Origin of the sequence: Aeromonas sp. 97A (genome assembly GCF_051919185.1) — a bacterium.
GTDB lineage: Bacteria > Pseudomonadota > Gammaproteobacteria > Enterobacterales > Aeromonadaceae > Aeromonas > Aeromonas veronii.
The window spans coordinates 3,942,501-3,956,072 of sequence record NZ_JBQBFF010000001.1; the positions used below are offsets into that span (position 1 = coordinate 3,942,501).

Consider the following 13,572-nt stretch of genomic DNA (forward strand, 5'->3'; position numbering starts at 1 on the left):
GGTGGGAGGCTTTGAAGGCGTGACGCCAGTTGCGCTGGAGCCGTCCTTGAAATACCACCCTTGTATGTTTGATGTTCTAACGCAGGGCCCTGAATCGGGCTCGCGGACAGTGCCTGGTGGGTAGTTTGACTGGGGCGGTCTCCTCCCAAAGAGTAACGGAGGAGCACGAAGGTTGGCTAATCCTGGTCGGACATCAGGAGGTTAGTGCAATGGCATAAGCCAGCTTAACTGCGAGACGGACAGGTCGAGCAGGTACGAAAGTAGGTCATAGTGATCCGGTGGTTCTGAATGGAAGGGCCATCGCTCAACGGATAAAAGGTACTCCGGGGATAACAGGCTGATACCGCCCAAGAGTTCATATCGACGGCGGTGTTTGGCACCTCGATGTCGGCTCATCACATCCTGGGGCTGAAGTCGGTCCCAAGGGTATGGCTGTTCGCCATTTAAAGTGGTACGCGAGCTGGGTTCAGAACGTCGTGAGACAGTTCGGTCCCTATCTGCCGTGGGCGTTGGATGATTGAAGGGAGTTGCTCCTAGTACGAGAGGACCGGAGTGAACGAACCTCTGGTGTTCGGGTTGTCACGCCAGTGGCACTGCCCGGTAGCTAAGTTCGGAATCGATAACCGCTGAAAGCATCTAAGCGGGAAGCGAGCCCTGAGATGAGTCATCCCTGACCCCTTGAGGGTCCTAAAGGGCCGTTGGAGACCACAACGTTGATAGGTGGGGTGTGTAAGCGCGGCGACGTGTTGAGCTAACCCATACTAATTACCCGTGAGGCTTAACCATACAACACCCAAGAAGTGTTCTAAGGCTTGTAACAGATACCAAGCGAACTACTCAAATTCAGTGATAGTGACAAGCCAAGCGCAACATCACTACTCACGTCAGCTTTCTAGATTAAGAATTTGCCTGGCGGCCATAGCGCCGTGGAACCACCTGATCCCATGCCGAACTCAGAAGTGAAACGCGGTAGCGCCGATGGTAGTGTGGCATTCGCCATGCGAGAGTAGGACACTGCCAGGCACCCAATTAAACGGTGATGTGAAAACACATAGCCGGCTGCGAGGATGACACCTCAGAAGAAGCGGCAAATGATTTAGCGCAAGCTAACCGAATGCGGAGCGGTAGTTCAGTCGGTTAGAATACCGGCCTGTCACGCCGGGGGTCGCGGGTTCGAGTCCCGTCCGCTCCGCCACTAATTTGAAGGCCTTCCTGATTGGGAAGGCCTTTTTGCTATGGGCGTTTTTACCTACTGACCCCGATGGTTGCACACCGGAACCAACACAAAGCCCAGTCTCACGACCGGGTTTTGATGTTTTAGCCTGCTGGTGAGCAGCCGACATCCCACCACGATGCCAATACCTTCCCCTATTGACGTTCTTGCTACTATTTCCACCTCTGTATCGCAGCACATCCCATCTTGGCCACATTGTTCTGCTGCGAGCTGATAGAGCTTGAGGATTAAATCAGGCCATCTTGCAACGGTACGTCATCGCTTCCACTTGTTTGTCTAATCCCTTTTTTGCTTATGGATTTATTCCATTAAAACAGTCTCTTATCAAGAATGAGCTGTTTTGCAGCAGGAATGCCACACGATATAAATGATAATGATTATTGTTTGAATGATCGGAGTGGGGTCGTTACAATGCGGGCTGATTAATAAAGTGCTTTTCAAATGAGCCTTTTCTAATGTTGCGTCTGGCCGGATGCCAGGGCGTTGTAATGAGTGAAGTAAGGGAATACGTCACCTTCCTACTAATAATGTTCAGGCTAAAACATGACAACAGTGAAACCGAACAAGCTTGCCTTGCTGGTCTGCTCCCTTCTTGCGACCCAGGCCTATGCTGCCGAACAAGAGGTGATGGTCGTCACCGCTTCCGGCTTCCAGCAGAAGATTGAAGACTCTGCTGCCTCCATCTCCGTGATTACCCGTGAGCAGCTGGAGAAACGGGCATATCGCGATGTGACCGATGCCCTGAAGGATGTTCCCGGTGTTGTGGTGACTGGCGGTGGCAGCAGCAGTGATATCAGCATTCGCGGTATGGGGTCGAAATACACCCTGATGCTGGTTGATGGCAAGAAGGTGGATAGCCGTGGCACTCGCCCGAACAGCGATGGTCCGGGTATCGAACAGGGCTGGCTGCCGCCACTGCAGGCGATTGAGCGCATTGAGGTCGTCCGTGGCCCCATGTCATCCCGTTATGGTTCCGATGCCATGGGGGGCGTGATTAACGTGATTACCCGCAAGACCACCGGTCTGGCCTGGCAGGGCTCGGTTCATGCTGATTCTACCTTCCAGGAGAACAAGGATGCTGGCAACAGCTTCCAGACCGATGCCTATACCGCAGGTTCACTGATCGATGACGTGTTGGGGCTGCGTTTCAACGGTCAGCTTGCCCATCGTGGTGAAGACAAATTTATCCAGGGTTTTGCCGAGCAGGAGACTCGCAGTGGCACGGCGGTGCTCAGCTTCAAGCCTGATGACCATAACCGCTTCGATCTGGAAGCCAGTCGCAGTCTGCAGGATCGGGATCGCACGGCCGGCAATTCGCTGGCTGCCAAGGCGAAAGATAGCCTTAACCGATACGAGCGCACCAACTATGCGCTGACCCATGATGGCCAGTATGATTTCGGCTCTTCCAGCAGCTATCTGCAGCAGGAGACCAACACCAACCCCGGCCGCAAGATGGAACTTACCAACACCATCGCCGATACCCATACCCAGTTTATTCTGGGTGATCACTACCTGAGTGTCGGTGGTCAGTATCGCTATGAGGATCTGCACGATCAGGGCAATACCCTGAAAGTGGCCAACCCTGCCGAGCAGCTGACCCGCTGGAGTTGGGCGATGTTTGTCGAGGATGAGTGGTCACTCACTGACAGCTTTGCCCTGACCGGTGGCGCCCGCATGGATCGGGACCAGAACTACGGTTCTCACTGGAGCCCTCGCCTCTACGGCGTTTGGCATCTGGATGACAGTTGGACCTTGAAAGGAGGCGTCTCGACCGGTTACCGCTCTCCTGACTTGCGGATGTCAGCGGCCAACTGGGGTCAGGTCACCGGTGGTGGTAGCCTGGATGGCATGCTGGTCGGTAATCCTGATCTCAAACCCGAGACTAGCGTGAGTGAAGAGATCGGCCTGCTGTGGAACGGTCATCAGGGCTTCAACGCCGGTGTTACCCTGTTCAACACCGACTTCAAGAACAAGATCTCCGAAGTGCGTCGCTGCACCAGCAAGAGTGATCCCGCTTGTACCCTCAATGGTCACAGTTATGACTTCATCAGTGATCGGGTCAACGTCGACAAGGCGAATATGCGCGGTGTCGAGGGGATGATGGATTGGGCCATCAACGAGGATTGGTCGGTCAGCTCCAGCTACACCTTTACCCAGTCCGAGCAGAAGAGTGGTCCACTGGCGGGCCATGCCCTCAACCAGATGCCCCGTCACATGTTCAACGGCAGTGTTGACTGGCAAACCACCGAGGATCTCAGCCTCTGGTCACGGGTCAACTTCCGTGGCGAGACCTCCGAGTACCTGAGTCGTGTGAAGATGGCGGAAGGGACCCCTTCCTACACCTTCTTTGATATGGGCCTGGTCTACAAGGCCAACAAGCATCTGGATCTGACTGCCGGGGTCTACAACCTGTTCGACAAGACAGTAGATTACAGTAGCTATGGCACTGTGCTGGATGGTCGCCGTTACAACCTGGGCGTGACTTACAACTTCTGATAGGGAACCTGTCATGCGGCCGCCATCTTCCGATGGTGGCCGTTTTTATTGCGCGTCCGTCAGGGGGCTATGCCTGATAGGGGGCGGCTTGCCAGGTATTGCGCCCCAGTCCCTTGGCCTGATACATGAGGGCGTCAGCCTGCCGTAGTAGCTGGTCGGCATCAGCCTCTCTCTCTGCGGCTACCCAGACTGCCCCGGTGCTGATGGAGAGGGTCACCTCGCCGCTGCTGGTGTACAGGGTTTGCCGGTTGCTCTCCAGGCAGATACGCTCGGCCCATTGTTCTGTCTCTGCCAGTGTGGCCAGCGGCAGCAGCAGGCAAAACTCCTCGCCGCCGATGCGAGCCAGCAGAGCCTCTTCGGGCAACAGGTTGGTCACAGTTGTGGCCAGCTTTTCCAGCAACAGATCCCCGATGCCATGACCAAAGCGGTCATTGGTCTCCTTGAAGTGATCCACATCGAACAGCAGCAGAGCACAGGGAGCCCCGCTTGCCAGTCGTTGCTCCATGGCGGGCATGAATGCCCGTCGGTTGAGCAGGCCGGTCAGGGGGTCGGTACTGGCTTGTTTCTCCAGTCTGGCGTTGGCGCGGCTCAACTCGGTGGTGCGGCTGGCAACGGCGCGGCGCAGTTGCACTATGTAGGCCACCATGATTAACACTCCGGCAAACAGTAGCCAGGGACCGAGATGGATGGGGTAGACGGTTTCGACATGCATCCACTTTCGGATGATCCGCTCTCGATCGCTCTCTTTGAGCTTGGCGAACCCCTCTTCCAGCCGGTGTAACAGGGCAAGGTCGCCCTTTTTCACTGCAAAGCGGATCTGGTCGGTATAGAGGTGGCGAACCGGAATAAAGCGGGTGGGATCGTCGGAGGTATAGATGTAGAAGTTGGCGACCTGCAGATCGGCGATAAAGGCTTTTATGTCGCCCCGAAAGGCCGCCGCCAGCAGGGTGTCATTGTCATTGAAGGTCTGCAGTCTGGTGCCGGGGAAGTAGCGTCTGGCGTAATACTCCTCGTAGCCACCGGCTACCACACCGACCGTTTCATGGAGCAGGTAGTAATGTACATCGGTGCCGCGCAGTTCGCTCGAGAAGAAGAGTTGGGAGTCGAGCTGGGCGAGAGGCCGGCCATAGTCGAACAGTTTGTCTCGCTCCGGCGACCAGAGCAGTCCGGCGTGAACATCCGCTTTCCCCTCATGGAGCAGGTCGAGGGAGCCTTGCCAGTCGACCAGCCTGAACTCGATCTTCTGGCCGGTCACCCTGGCATATTCACGCCACAAATCGATCAGCAGGCCATCCGGCTGGCCCGACTCATTGATATAGGAGAAGGGCTGCCAGGCTTTGGAGTTGGTAATGATGATCGGCTCATCCGGGGCTTTGGCCCAGACAGGCAGAGCAAGGGCGAGTAGCAGGAGCCCCCACCCGATACTGACTATGACTCCTGTCCTGGAAGAGGCCATCCTTGCTCCAATCCGTTGCCGTATACCGTCCCGTGGTCATCGATTATCACTGCCTTTCTCATCGAAGAACAAGCGCCCAAATGATGAAGTTTGCATGATGCAAATGGCGCCATGACAAGGCTGGCGGATAGAGTGACTACTTACAGCGGCAGGCTGATCCGCGCCTCCAGTCCCCCCTGTGGCCGATTGAGCAGGGTTAGCTCGCCGCCGTGCTGATGGACCAGAGTGCGGGCAATGGAGAGCCCGAGCCCCACGCTGCCTGACTCGGTGTTGCGCGCTTCATCGAGCCGCACGAACGGCTTGAACACATCCTCCAGCCGCGCCGGATCGATCCCCGGCCCGTTATCGCAGACCCGGATCAACAGCTCCTCCTTGCGCCGCTCCAGCGACACTTCTGCGCTGCCGGCATATTTGATGGCGTTGCCGATCAGGTTCTGCAGCACTCGGCGCAGGGTGTTGGCCCGACAGGCGTAGACCTCTTTGCCCTCCGCCAGACAGGTGACAGGCTGGCCGGTATCGGCATAGTCATCGCACAGGCTGACCAGCAGACTGACCAGATCCAGCTCGCGGGTAGCCTCCTGCTGCCCCTCCTCGCGAGCAAAGCTGAGGGTGGCCGCCAGCATCTGCTCCATCTGTTGCAGGGTCTGCTGGATCCGCTCCTTGTCCTCGCCATCGGCCAGAAATTCGGTACGCAGCCGCAGGCTGGTGATGGGGGTGCGCAGATCGTGGGAGATGGCCGCCAGCATCCGGGTTCTGTCCTGCACGAAGCGGTCTAGCCGGGTGTGCATCCGGTTGAAGGCCTGAATCGATTCGCGGATCTCGGTCGGCCCCTCCTCTTTCAAGGGCTCGATATCCTCGCCCCGTCCGAGCCGCTCCGCATTGCCTGCCAGCTGCTTGAGTGGGCGGGTGGCACGGCGAAACAGCAGCACCATCAGTCCGATCACCAGACTGGCGACCAGCATCAGATTGAGGGTGGTCTGCCACGACCAGCTGCCCGCCTCCTTGTCGACCAGCGAGCTGAACTGCAGCCAGCCCCCCTGCGGCAGTTCGATGGATCCGTAGAGCCTCATATCCCGTGGCGGGGGCGGCCCTTTGCGATCCCGCATCATGCGGGCATGATGTTCCCACGCCTTGCTGCGCTGAGTATCCTCTTTCAGCTCGGCGCTGATCTCGACGGTGAGGCCGGGGGGATAGTTGAGGCGCGAGCGCACCAGCTGCTCGAAGCGGGGGCTGCGGTTATCCGGTTGCAGCGGCTCGTCGGAGAGGCGCAGCAGCAGGGTCTCGCTGCGGCTCGCCTTGAGGATCTCGTCATAGAGGGACGGGGGGAGAGGGAGAGCAGCCGCACCACCGAGATGATCCGCTGCATGGCGTTGCGGCTGTTGACGAAGCCGAGCGCCTCCTCCCGATCCGTGCGATAGATCTGGATACTGAGCAGCTGGATCAGGATCAAGCCCGCCAGCGCCACTAGAATGATCTGGCCGGTCAGCCCCTTGGGCCACATCCGTGCCCACAGTCGTCGCAAGGTTCCCACTGCTTAAACCTGCGTCACGTCGGCGGAGAACATATAACCACCACCCCAGATGGTCTTGATCAGCTCCGGATTCTTGGGATCCCGCTCCAGCTTGCGGCGCAGGCGGCTCACCAGAGTATCGATGGCGCGATCGAAGGCTACCGCCTCGCGGCCACGGGCCAGATCCAGCAGTTGATCCCGGCTCAGCACTCGCTGCGGGCGTTCGAGAAACACCTTGAGCAGATCGAACTCGGCGGTGGAGAGGCTGAGACCCACCCCATCCTCATCGACCAGCTCTCGGCGATTGACGTCGAGTAGCCAGCGATCGAAGCGCAGATCCCGGGTCAGGGTTTCGGCGGCGGGTTGGTTATCCGCCTGGGTGCGGCGCATCACCGCCTTGATGCGCGCCAGCAGCTCGCGCGGATTGAAGGGCTTGGCCAGATAGTCGTCGGCCCCCATCTCCAATCCGATGATGCGGTCGGTCTCTTCCCCCATAGCAGTCAGCATGATGATGGGCAGGTTCGATTTGACCCGCAGCTCGCGGCAGAGGGTCAGACCATCTTCACCCGGCATCATCAGATCCAGCACCAGCAGGTCGAACTCCCGCTCCTCCAGCAGTCGCTTCATCTCCTTGCCATCCCGGGCGCAACTGACCCGCAGGCCGTGCTGTTCCAGAAAGCGTTTCAAGAGATCGCGGATCTCGCTGTGATCGTCGACCACCAGAATGTGGGTGTTGCCCTGGCTCATGAATACCTCCCCTGCTTAGCGTTGGCCCGAGTATACGAAAATCCGGACGGCGGTTTGTGTCAAAGTGTGCCAGATCCGCACGATGCCACACTCTGCTACAAAAAAGGGCGATGCTGGCAAAGTTCAGACACCGACAGGGTGTTTACTTGAGGGCAAGGCAAGAGCGCCTAACCAGAATCATCCCTACAGGAGATAGACCATGAAAAAGCTGACCAAAACCCTGCTGACCGCCACCCTGATCCTTGGCCTGCCGCTGGGTGCCTATGCAGCCAGTGAAGCAGCCCCCACCGGCCAGCCCGGTGCCATGGTGGATTGCCCGATGGACGGCGGCGGCATGATGGGTGGCAAACACCACGGTGGTCGCCACGACAAGATGGCTCGTATGCAGAACATGACCCCGGAGCAGATCCAGGCGAACCTGCAGCAACGTTATGACCGCATTGAAGATCCGGCCAAGAAGGCGGAGTTTATCAAGAAGCTCAACGAGCGCGCCGCCGGTATGACCAAGCACGCAGAAGCGATGAAGCAGTTCGCCGAAGCGAACCAGTAACAGCGCCTGCTGTTATCAACCCAAGGGTGGCCGAGGCCACCCTTTTTGTGATCGTATCGATCCATTTTCGCCCGAATCCTTATCTTGCTGTCGCTTATGTGAGCGATGGCAAACGCGCCGTGAGCGAATTGCAAGATAATGCCCGCTCATATAACAAGCTGCAGTTAGCAGTGGCCGAAAACAGGAGGGGGTATGGGTTGGGATCTGGGGACAATCAAGGGGCGATATACCGCCGTTTTTCTGGGATTCATGGTGGCGGTCTGTGTGCTGACCGTAATCGGCATCCAGTTATGGGTCAAACCCGAGCTGCAACGGGCGGGTGAGCAGAATCTGGTGCTGCGGGTCAGCGAGATTGCGACCGACATTCGCGATCAGCTCAACGGGGTGCAGAGCCAGTCACGCAGTATCACTCAGCTGGTTGCCCAACTGCCGAGTGAGCAAATCGATGCTGTTCTCCCTGCTCTGATCGATCAATATGGCAATGCCATGGTGTTTGGTGGCGGCATCTGGCCGATGCCGGATCAGCGGGAAGCCGGTCGCATCAAGTTCAGTACCTTCTTTCATCGGGATGGTGCCAACAAGCTGATCCCCAACACCTACTGGAACTCGGCCGAGGCGCCCAACTATTTCGAGCAGCCCTGGCACAGAGCCGGGCAGCAGGCGGCGAAAGGCATGTGTGTCTGGGCGGCGGCTTACAAGGATGGTGCCAGCCAACAGCCGCGCACCAACTGTGCCATGGGGATCTATCGTGACGGCTCCCTTTACGGAGTGTCTACCATCGATGTGACGCTGGGTTTCTTCAATGATCTGGTCGCCAAAAAAGAGCAGGAGATCGGTGGTCAGGTGATGATCGTCGAGGCCGACGGCAAGATCCTCAGCAAGAATGGTCGTTTGAGCGGGGATGTGGTGCTGGGCAACCTCTCATCTCACGGGGACTATCCCTTTGCCAGCGCCATCGCCAGCCTGCTGGGGCCGGGTAATGGCGCCGCGTTGCAGCGCACTACCTTTCAGGATCTGGGTGAAGAGCAGACATTGCTGATGCAACCCATCGAAGGAACCCCCTGGCTGTTGGCGGCGGCGCTGCCGACCAGCACCCTGACCCACGACAGTCAGGAGGTGCTCAAGACGCTGGCTGCGATCCAGCTACCGCTAGTGGTGCTGCTGTTTGCGCTGATGTTGATGGCCATCAAGCAGCTGGGCAGTCGACTCGACACCCTCAAGCAGAACATCGATGCGCTCTCGGCCGGAGATGCTGATCTGACTGCCCGGATCCGGGTCAAGGGGCACGATGAGCTGGACCATATCGCTCAATCGGTGAACCGCTTTATCGCCTATCTGCAGCAGATGATGTTGCAGGTGACCGAGACCACAGAGCTGATTACCCGTGAATTGGCCCAGCTGGATCAGCAGACGGGGCAGGCCAGACGCATTCTCGGTGAGCATGCCGCCGAGACCGATCAGATAGTGACAGCCCTGACCGAGCTCAGCTCCACTGCCGACAATGTGGCGCACCACGCGAGCGATTCCGCCAGCTTTACCGAGTCTGCCAATGGTCAGGCGATTCAGTCCCGTCAGGTAGTGGGTCAGGCCTCTGCCAGTGTGGCGGCGCTGATCGATGAAGTGGATCTTGCTGCGACCAAGGTATTGGGGATGCAGGAAGATGCTCGCCAGATCAGCAGTGTACTCAGCGTGATCGGCGATATTGCTGCCCAGACCAACCTGTTGGCACTCAACGCGGCCATCGAGGCGGCGCGGGCCGGTGAGCAGGGGCGCGGTTTTGCCGTGGTTGCTGATGAGGTGCGCGCACTGGCGGCGAGAACCCAGAATAGCACTGCCGAGGTGGGGAGCATGCTCTCCCGGTTGACGCAGGGGGTGGCCGAAGCCGTGGTGGCCATGGAGCACACCAAGCAGAGCTGTCAGGCGGCGACCGAGCATACCGAGCAGGTGACAGGCGGGCTCGACAAGATGGCGGATGCCGTGGTGCAAATAAACGATCTGGGTACCCAGATTGCGACTGCGGCAGAGGAGCAGAGCCGGGTGACCGAAGAGATCAACCGCAACATGGTCACGATCCGCGACATGGTCAATTTGCTGGTGGATAACGGTCAGAATACCGAACAGAGTTCGGCCACCCTGCTGGAGTCCAATCGCCAGCTGGTGGCGTTGGTACATCGCTTCAAGGTGTAACAAACCGATAATGAAAGAGGGGGAGCCCGGTGCTCCCCCTCTTGCTATCTGTGCCGATGCGGGCGTGCAGCCACTCCACCGGACGAGCAAACTTAGCCCTGAGCCTTGTCGGTCAGGTCTACTTTCTTGACGGTATCACCTTCGAACTTGATAACGACGTTCTTCTTGGCTGCGTCGGTATCTTTCAGCAGGGTTTTGGTGGTTTCTGCCAGCAGCGGAGAGGCCTTCTTCAGGGCATCCAGATCATAAGTCCACACTTCCAGACCGGATTCGGTCTTGGTGGTGGCAGGAGCACCCAGCTTCTCTTTAATAGCCTGCTTGTTGGAGCCGCCTTCCTTGATATCCAGTGCCGTCTTGATGGCTTCGTTGGATGCGCTGTCCACTGCACCGGATACGGCGGTATTAGCTGCATCCTTGACGCTGCTGGTGACGCTGTCGGTCAGCGAGTCCATCAGGCCAGCATTGGCAAACAGGGGCAGGGTGGTGAGGGCTACCAGCAAAGTCTTTTTCATTTTTTACAGATTCCATTGGTTCAAATGAGGCGGCTATGGAACCAATAAAAGAGCTGGGTGTCAAGTGAGGCAGTTATTGAGCGGTCTGTTAACTGTGTCTCATTTTTCACCAGCTGCAAATAGTTTTGGGATCTCCCGCACCAGCCAGCTTTTGGCCTTGCCCATGGTGTCTCGCCGCCAGGCCAGCACGACCTGGAGTTGATGGCGATATTCGGGGCTGATCACCTTGAGTCGTCCGGCCCGGATGTCCTCCTTAATCCAGCTTTGTGGCATGGTGCCGACGCCGATCCCTGCCAGCAGGGCATCCCGTTTCTCTGTCATGGTGCTGACGGTGAGGCGCGGCTGCTTGTCCAGCAGGCGGTAGGTAAGTACCGGTTTGCGCAGGGCGGTATCGGCCACCGCGATGGCGCGGTAGCGGCGCAGGGTCTCGTCGGCCAAGGGTTCGGGCTCCTGATGCAGCGGATGATCGGGATGGGCGACGTAGAGCATCACCTCGTCCTTGATCACCTGATGCTTGATGCCGGTCATCATGATGTCCGGATTGATGGAGGAGATAAGCAGATCGGCACGGCCATCTTCGAGACACTCCCAGCTACCCGCCAGCACCTCGGCACGCAGCCGCAGTCGGGTATCGGTCTGCTCGGCCAGCTTCTCCACCAAGGGGTAGAGGGCCTGCACCGGGACCAGCGCATCGACGGCGACTGTGATGTCGGTCTCCCAGCCACGGGCCAGCGCCCGGGTCTCACCTACCAGATGTTCGGCTGCCTCCAGCAACACCCGGCCGCGCTCCAGCAGCATGCGTCCCGCCGGGGTGAACTTGGTGCGGTGGCCGCTGCGGTCAAACAGCATGGCATCCAGTTCGTCTTCCAGCTTCTGCACCGTATAGCTCAATGCCGAGGGCACCTTGCCCAGCTCGTCGGCCGCCGCCGCAAAGCTACCGCGGCGGTCGATGGCATCCAGCACCCGGATTGCCTCCAGGGTCAGCGCCCGCTCCTTGTTCGATTCCTTGGCCATTCCTCACCTTCAATTTTTTTGAATATGTTTGCCAGTTTATCTCGCTAACAAGTTAGGTCATGTCACTTTAATATTCAATCAACGCTTAGGCAGGAACGTCGAGCGGCCAAATATGCGGGTAGTTCCGCACTGTGACACACCAAATCGGTCTGTCTGATGTCGGTGAAAGAACAACACACTATTTGAATAACCTCTTGCATGGATGCATTGATTCTGGCCGAGCTGGCCTTGGCAATGACATATAAAACAAGAGAGTGAATGAACATGAAAAACGTAATCAAGATGCTGGCCGTTGCAGGCCTGATGACCACTGGTTTCGCCCAAGCTTCCGTACCGGCTGACTTCAATGCCATGCCCGGCGTGCTGTTTGTGAACTGGAACGCCACTGCCGCAATGGATGGCAAAGCCAATCCGATGCTTGAAGTGCGTGACGAGTCTGGCGATCTGCTGGCATCAGTCCACGCCAATCTGACAGGCACCCAGCAGGTGCGGATCCCGAGCCGTACCCAGGGCAACCTGACCGTCAGCCTGGCTGACCAGAGCAGCGAATACCGTATTCCGTTCGGCATCGGTAGCGGCAAACAGCGTTAATCAACCATCCCGGTAGGTGAGGAGCACACCATGATGCAATTGAGAGCCGCAGAAGCGCGGGGCAAGGCCAATTTTGGCTGGCTGGACGCGCGCCACAGTTTCTCCTTCGGTCACTACTATGACCCGGAGTGGATGGGGCACTCGGTACTGCGGGTGATCAATCAGGATCTGGTTGCGCCGGGTGGCGGATTCGCCACCCACCCTCACGCCAATATGGAGATCCTCACCTGCGTGCTGCAAGGCACCATAGAGCACAAGGACAGCCTCGGCCATGCCGAGCAGATCCCGGCAGGGGATTTCCAGCTGATGAGCGCAGGCAGCGGGATCCGCCACAGCGAGTACAACCCCTCGCAGGCGGATCCTCTCTCCCTGTTGCAGATCTGGATCGAGCCGAACGAGTTCGGCACGCCACCCGGATATCAGCAGAAGAAGATCGAGTCCAGACCGGGCATGACGCTGGTGGCGTCACCGGATGGCGAGGCGGGATCCTTCGTGATCCGCCAACAGGCCCGCGTATGGCGGCTGGAACTGGCCCCGGGTGAGACGCTCGAATGGGGACTGGCTGGCCGACACGGTTACCTGCAGATGATTTCAGGGGAGTTGACCGCCAACGGTCTGGCTGCCCGACCCGGCGACGGGGTACTCAGTCGTGATGAATACCGGTGGGAGCTGGTTGCGACCAGTGCCAGCCAAGCCCTGTTATTTGACCTACCCTGAAGCAGTCAGCGGTGATGTGACACAAACGAGGAAGATGAAATGGACAAGATGAAAGATGTAGCGCTGCTGGCGGGTCGTGTACTGCTGGCGCTGATGTTCGTAATGGCGGGCTGGAGCAAGATCGGCGGCTATGCCGGAACCCAGGGCTATATGGAAGCGATGGGCGTACCGGGTTTTATGTTGCCGCTGGTAATCCTGCTTGAGCTGGGTGGTGGCCTTGCCGTCGTGCTGGGTCTCTTTACCCGCAGCCTCTCCTTGCTGCTGGCCGGTTTCACCCTGATGGCTGCCTTTATTTTCCACTATCAGCCTGCCGAACAGATGCAGATGCTGATGTTTATGAAGAACGTCTCCGTTGCCGGTGGTTTCCTGGCGCTGGCGGCGGCCGGAGCAGGGGCTTTCAGTGTGGATGCCCGTCTCGGCAAAAACTGGTAATGCCCTGAAGAGTCAAGTTTTCCAATGCCTTTTGGCCGGTGCAACTGCACCGGCTTTTTTCTGTCTACGTTTTCCGGATAGGTGACGCGACGGCACAAATCTGCGGCGCCCCTCATGGTTCAGCGG

At 58.3% G+C, this 13,572-nt stretch carries 10 protein-coding genes, 1 tRNA gene, 2 rRNA genes and 1 pseudogene (1 of these 14 cut by a window edge); 9 read left to right on the forward strand and 5 right to left on the reverse strand.

Translation table 11 applies throughout. The features are described from left to right. From ACTG27_RS17990 to ACTG27_RS18005, 4 genes are all read left to right on the forward strand, one after another. Nucleotides 1-786, forward strand: a 23S ribosomal RNA gene (locus ACTG27_RS17990); it begins 2,104 nt to the left of the window's first position. 122 nt (nucleotides 787-908) lie between these two features. Further along, nucleotides 909-1,023, forward strand: a 5S ribosomal RNA gene (rrf, locus tag ACTG27_RS17995). Nucleotides 1,024-1,118: 95 nt separating this feature from the next. Continuing rightward, a tRNA-Asp gene (locus ACTG27_RS18000) sits at nucleotides 1,119-1,195 on the forward strand. A gap of 582 nt (nucleotides 1,196-1,777) precedes the next feature. After that, nucleotides 1,778-3,730: a ligand-gated channel protein gene (locus ACTG27_RS18005; protein WP_439980095.1), complete on the forward strand. Its 1,953-nt coding sequence runs from the start codon at nucleotides 1,778-1,780 to the stop codon at nucleotides 3,728-3,730. A 67-nt stretch (nucleotides 3,731-3,797) separates the two neighbouring features. Here ACTG27_RS18005 and ACTG27_RS18010 read toward each other — a convergent pair whose 3' ends face one another. The 3 genes and pseudogenes from ACTG27_RS18010 to ACTG27_RS18020 form a co-directional block, all read right to left on the reverse strand. Beyond that, on the reverse strand, nucleotides 3,798-5,186 hold the full coding sequence (locus ACTG27_RS18010; protein WP_439980098.1) for a transporter substrate-binding domain-containing diguanylate cyclase: 1,389 nt from the start codon (nucleotides 5,184-5,186) through the stop codon (nucleotides 3,798-3,800). A gap of 140 nt (nucleotides 5,187-5,326) precedes the next feature. Continuing rightward, nucleotides 5,327-6,687: pseudogene (locus ACTG27_RS18015) on the reverse strand (ATP-binding protein). Nucleotides 6,688-6,720: 33 nt separating this feature from the next. Further along, complete coding sequence (locus tag ACTG27_RS18020; protein WP_058057076.1) at nucleotides 6,721-7,443, reverse strand: response regulator; 723 nt, start codon at nucleotides 7,441-7,443, stop codon at nucleotides 6,721-6,723. Between the two features lie 199 nt (nucleotides 7,444-7,642). Here ACTG27_RS18020 and ACTG27_RS18025 point away from each other — a divergent pair, with 199 nt between their 5' ends. Both ACTG27_RS18025 and ACTG27_RS18030 read left to right on the forward strand, forming a co-directional pair. Beyond that, nucleotides 7,643-7,993 (forward strand): hypothetical protein, encoded by a 351-nt coding sequence (locus ACTG27_RS18025; RefSeq protein WP_005355311.1) that lies wholly within the window; start codon nucleotides 7,643-7,645, stop codon nucleotides 7,991-7,993. Nucleotides 7,994-8,185: 192 nt separating this feature from the next. Next, entirely contained in the window at nucleotides 8,186-10,180 is a 1,995-nt protein-coding gene (locus tag ACTG27_RS18030) for a methyl-accepting chemotaxis protein (RefSeq protein ID WP_330124757.1), read from the forward strand. A gap of 92 nt (nucleotides 10,181-10,272) precedes the next feature. Here the strand turns inward: ACTG27_RS18030 and ACTG27_RS18035 are convergent, their stop codons facing one another. Next, entirely contained in the window at nucleotides 10,273-10,692 is a 420-nt protein-coding gene (locus tag ACTG27_RS18035; protein WP_330124756.1) for a hypothetical protein, read from the reverse strand. A 99-nt stretch (nucleotides 10,693-10,791) separates the two neighbouring features. Continuing rightward, a complete protein-coding gene (locus tag ACTG27_RS18040) occupies nucleotides 10,792-11,706 on the reverse strand; it encodes a LysR family transcriptional regulator (protein WP_439980099.1) in 915 nt (304 codons plus the stop codon). Between the two features lie 258 nt (nucleotides 11,707-11,964). Between ACTG27_RS18040 and ACTG27_RS18045 the strand changes: the two genes are divergently transcribed. Genes ACTG27_RS18045 through ACTG27_RS18055 form a run of 3 tightly spaced genes read left to right on the forward strand, consistent with a single transcriptional unit; the run spans nucleotide 11,965 to nucleotide 13,446 of the window. Next, complete coding sequence (locus tag ACTG27_RS18045; RefSeq protein ID WP_013723379.1) at nucleotides 11,965-12,297, forward strand: hypothetical protein; 333 nt, start codon at nucleotides 11,965-11,967, stop codon at nucleotides 12,295-12,297. A 30-nt stretch (nucleotides 12,298-12,327) separates the two neighbouring features. Then, nucleotides 12,328-13,014, forward strand: coding sequence for a pirin family protein (locus ACTG27_RS18050; RefSeq protein ID WP_439980101.1), 687 nt, complete (start codon nucleotides 12,328-12,330; stop codon nucleotides 13,012-13,014). Nucleotides 13,015-13,053: 39 nt separating this feature from the next. Continuing rightward, entirely contained in the window at nucleotides 13,054-13,446 is a 393-nt protein-coding gene (locus tag ACTG27_RS18055) for a DoxX family protein (RefSeq protein ID WP_439980103.1), read from the forward strand. The last annotated feature ends 126 nt before the right edge of the window (nucleotides 13,447-13,572 follow it).

Excerpts from the sequence above, each read along its gene's own strand:
- ACTG27_RS18035 (WP_330124756.1), bottom strand. The coding sequence starts at position 10,692 with ATGAAAAAGACTTTGCTGGTAGCCCTCACCACCCTGCCCCTGTTTGCC.
- ACTG27_RS18050 (WP_439980101.1), top strand. The coding sequence starts at position 12,328 with ATGATGCAATTGAGAGCCGCAGAAGCGCGGGGCAAGGCCAATTTTGGC.
- ACTG27_RS18030 (WP_330124757.1), top strand. The coding sequence starts at position 8,186 with ATGGGTTGGGATCTGGGGACAATCAAGGGGCGATATACCGCCGTTTTT.
- ACTG27_RS18010 (WP_439980098.1), bottom strand. The coding sequence starts at position 5,186 with ATGGCCTCTTCCAGGACAGGAGTCATAGTCAGTATCGGGTGGGGGCTC.
- ACTG27_RS18055 (WP_439980103.1), top strand. The coding sequence starts at position 13,054 with ATGGACAAGATGAAAGATGTAGCGCTGCTGGCGGGTCGTGTACTGCTG.
- ACTG27_RS18025 (WP_005355311.1), top strand. The coding sequence starts at position 7,643 with ATGAAAAAGCTGACCAAAACCCTGCTGACCGCCACCCTGATCCTTGGC.
- ACTG27_RS18045 (WP_013723379.1), top strand. The coding sequence starts at position 11,965 with ATGAACATGAAAAACGTAATCAAGATGCTGGCCGTTGCAGGCCTGATG.
- ACTG27_RS18020 (WP_058057076.1), bottom strand. The coding sequence starts at position 7,443 with ATGAGCCAGGGCAACACCCACATTCTGGTGGTCGACGATCACAGCGAG.
- ACTG27_RS18040 (WP_439980099.1), bottom strand. The coding sequence starts at position 11,706 with ATGGCCAAGGAATCGAACAAGGAGCGGGCGCTGACCCTGGAGGCAATC.
- ACTG27_RS18005 (WP_439980095.1), top strand. The coding sequence starts at position 1,778 with ATGACAACAGTGAAACCGAACAAGCTTGCCTTGCTGGTCTGCTCCCTT.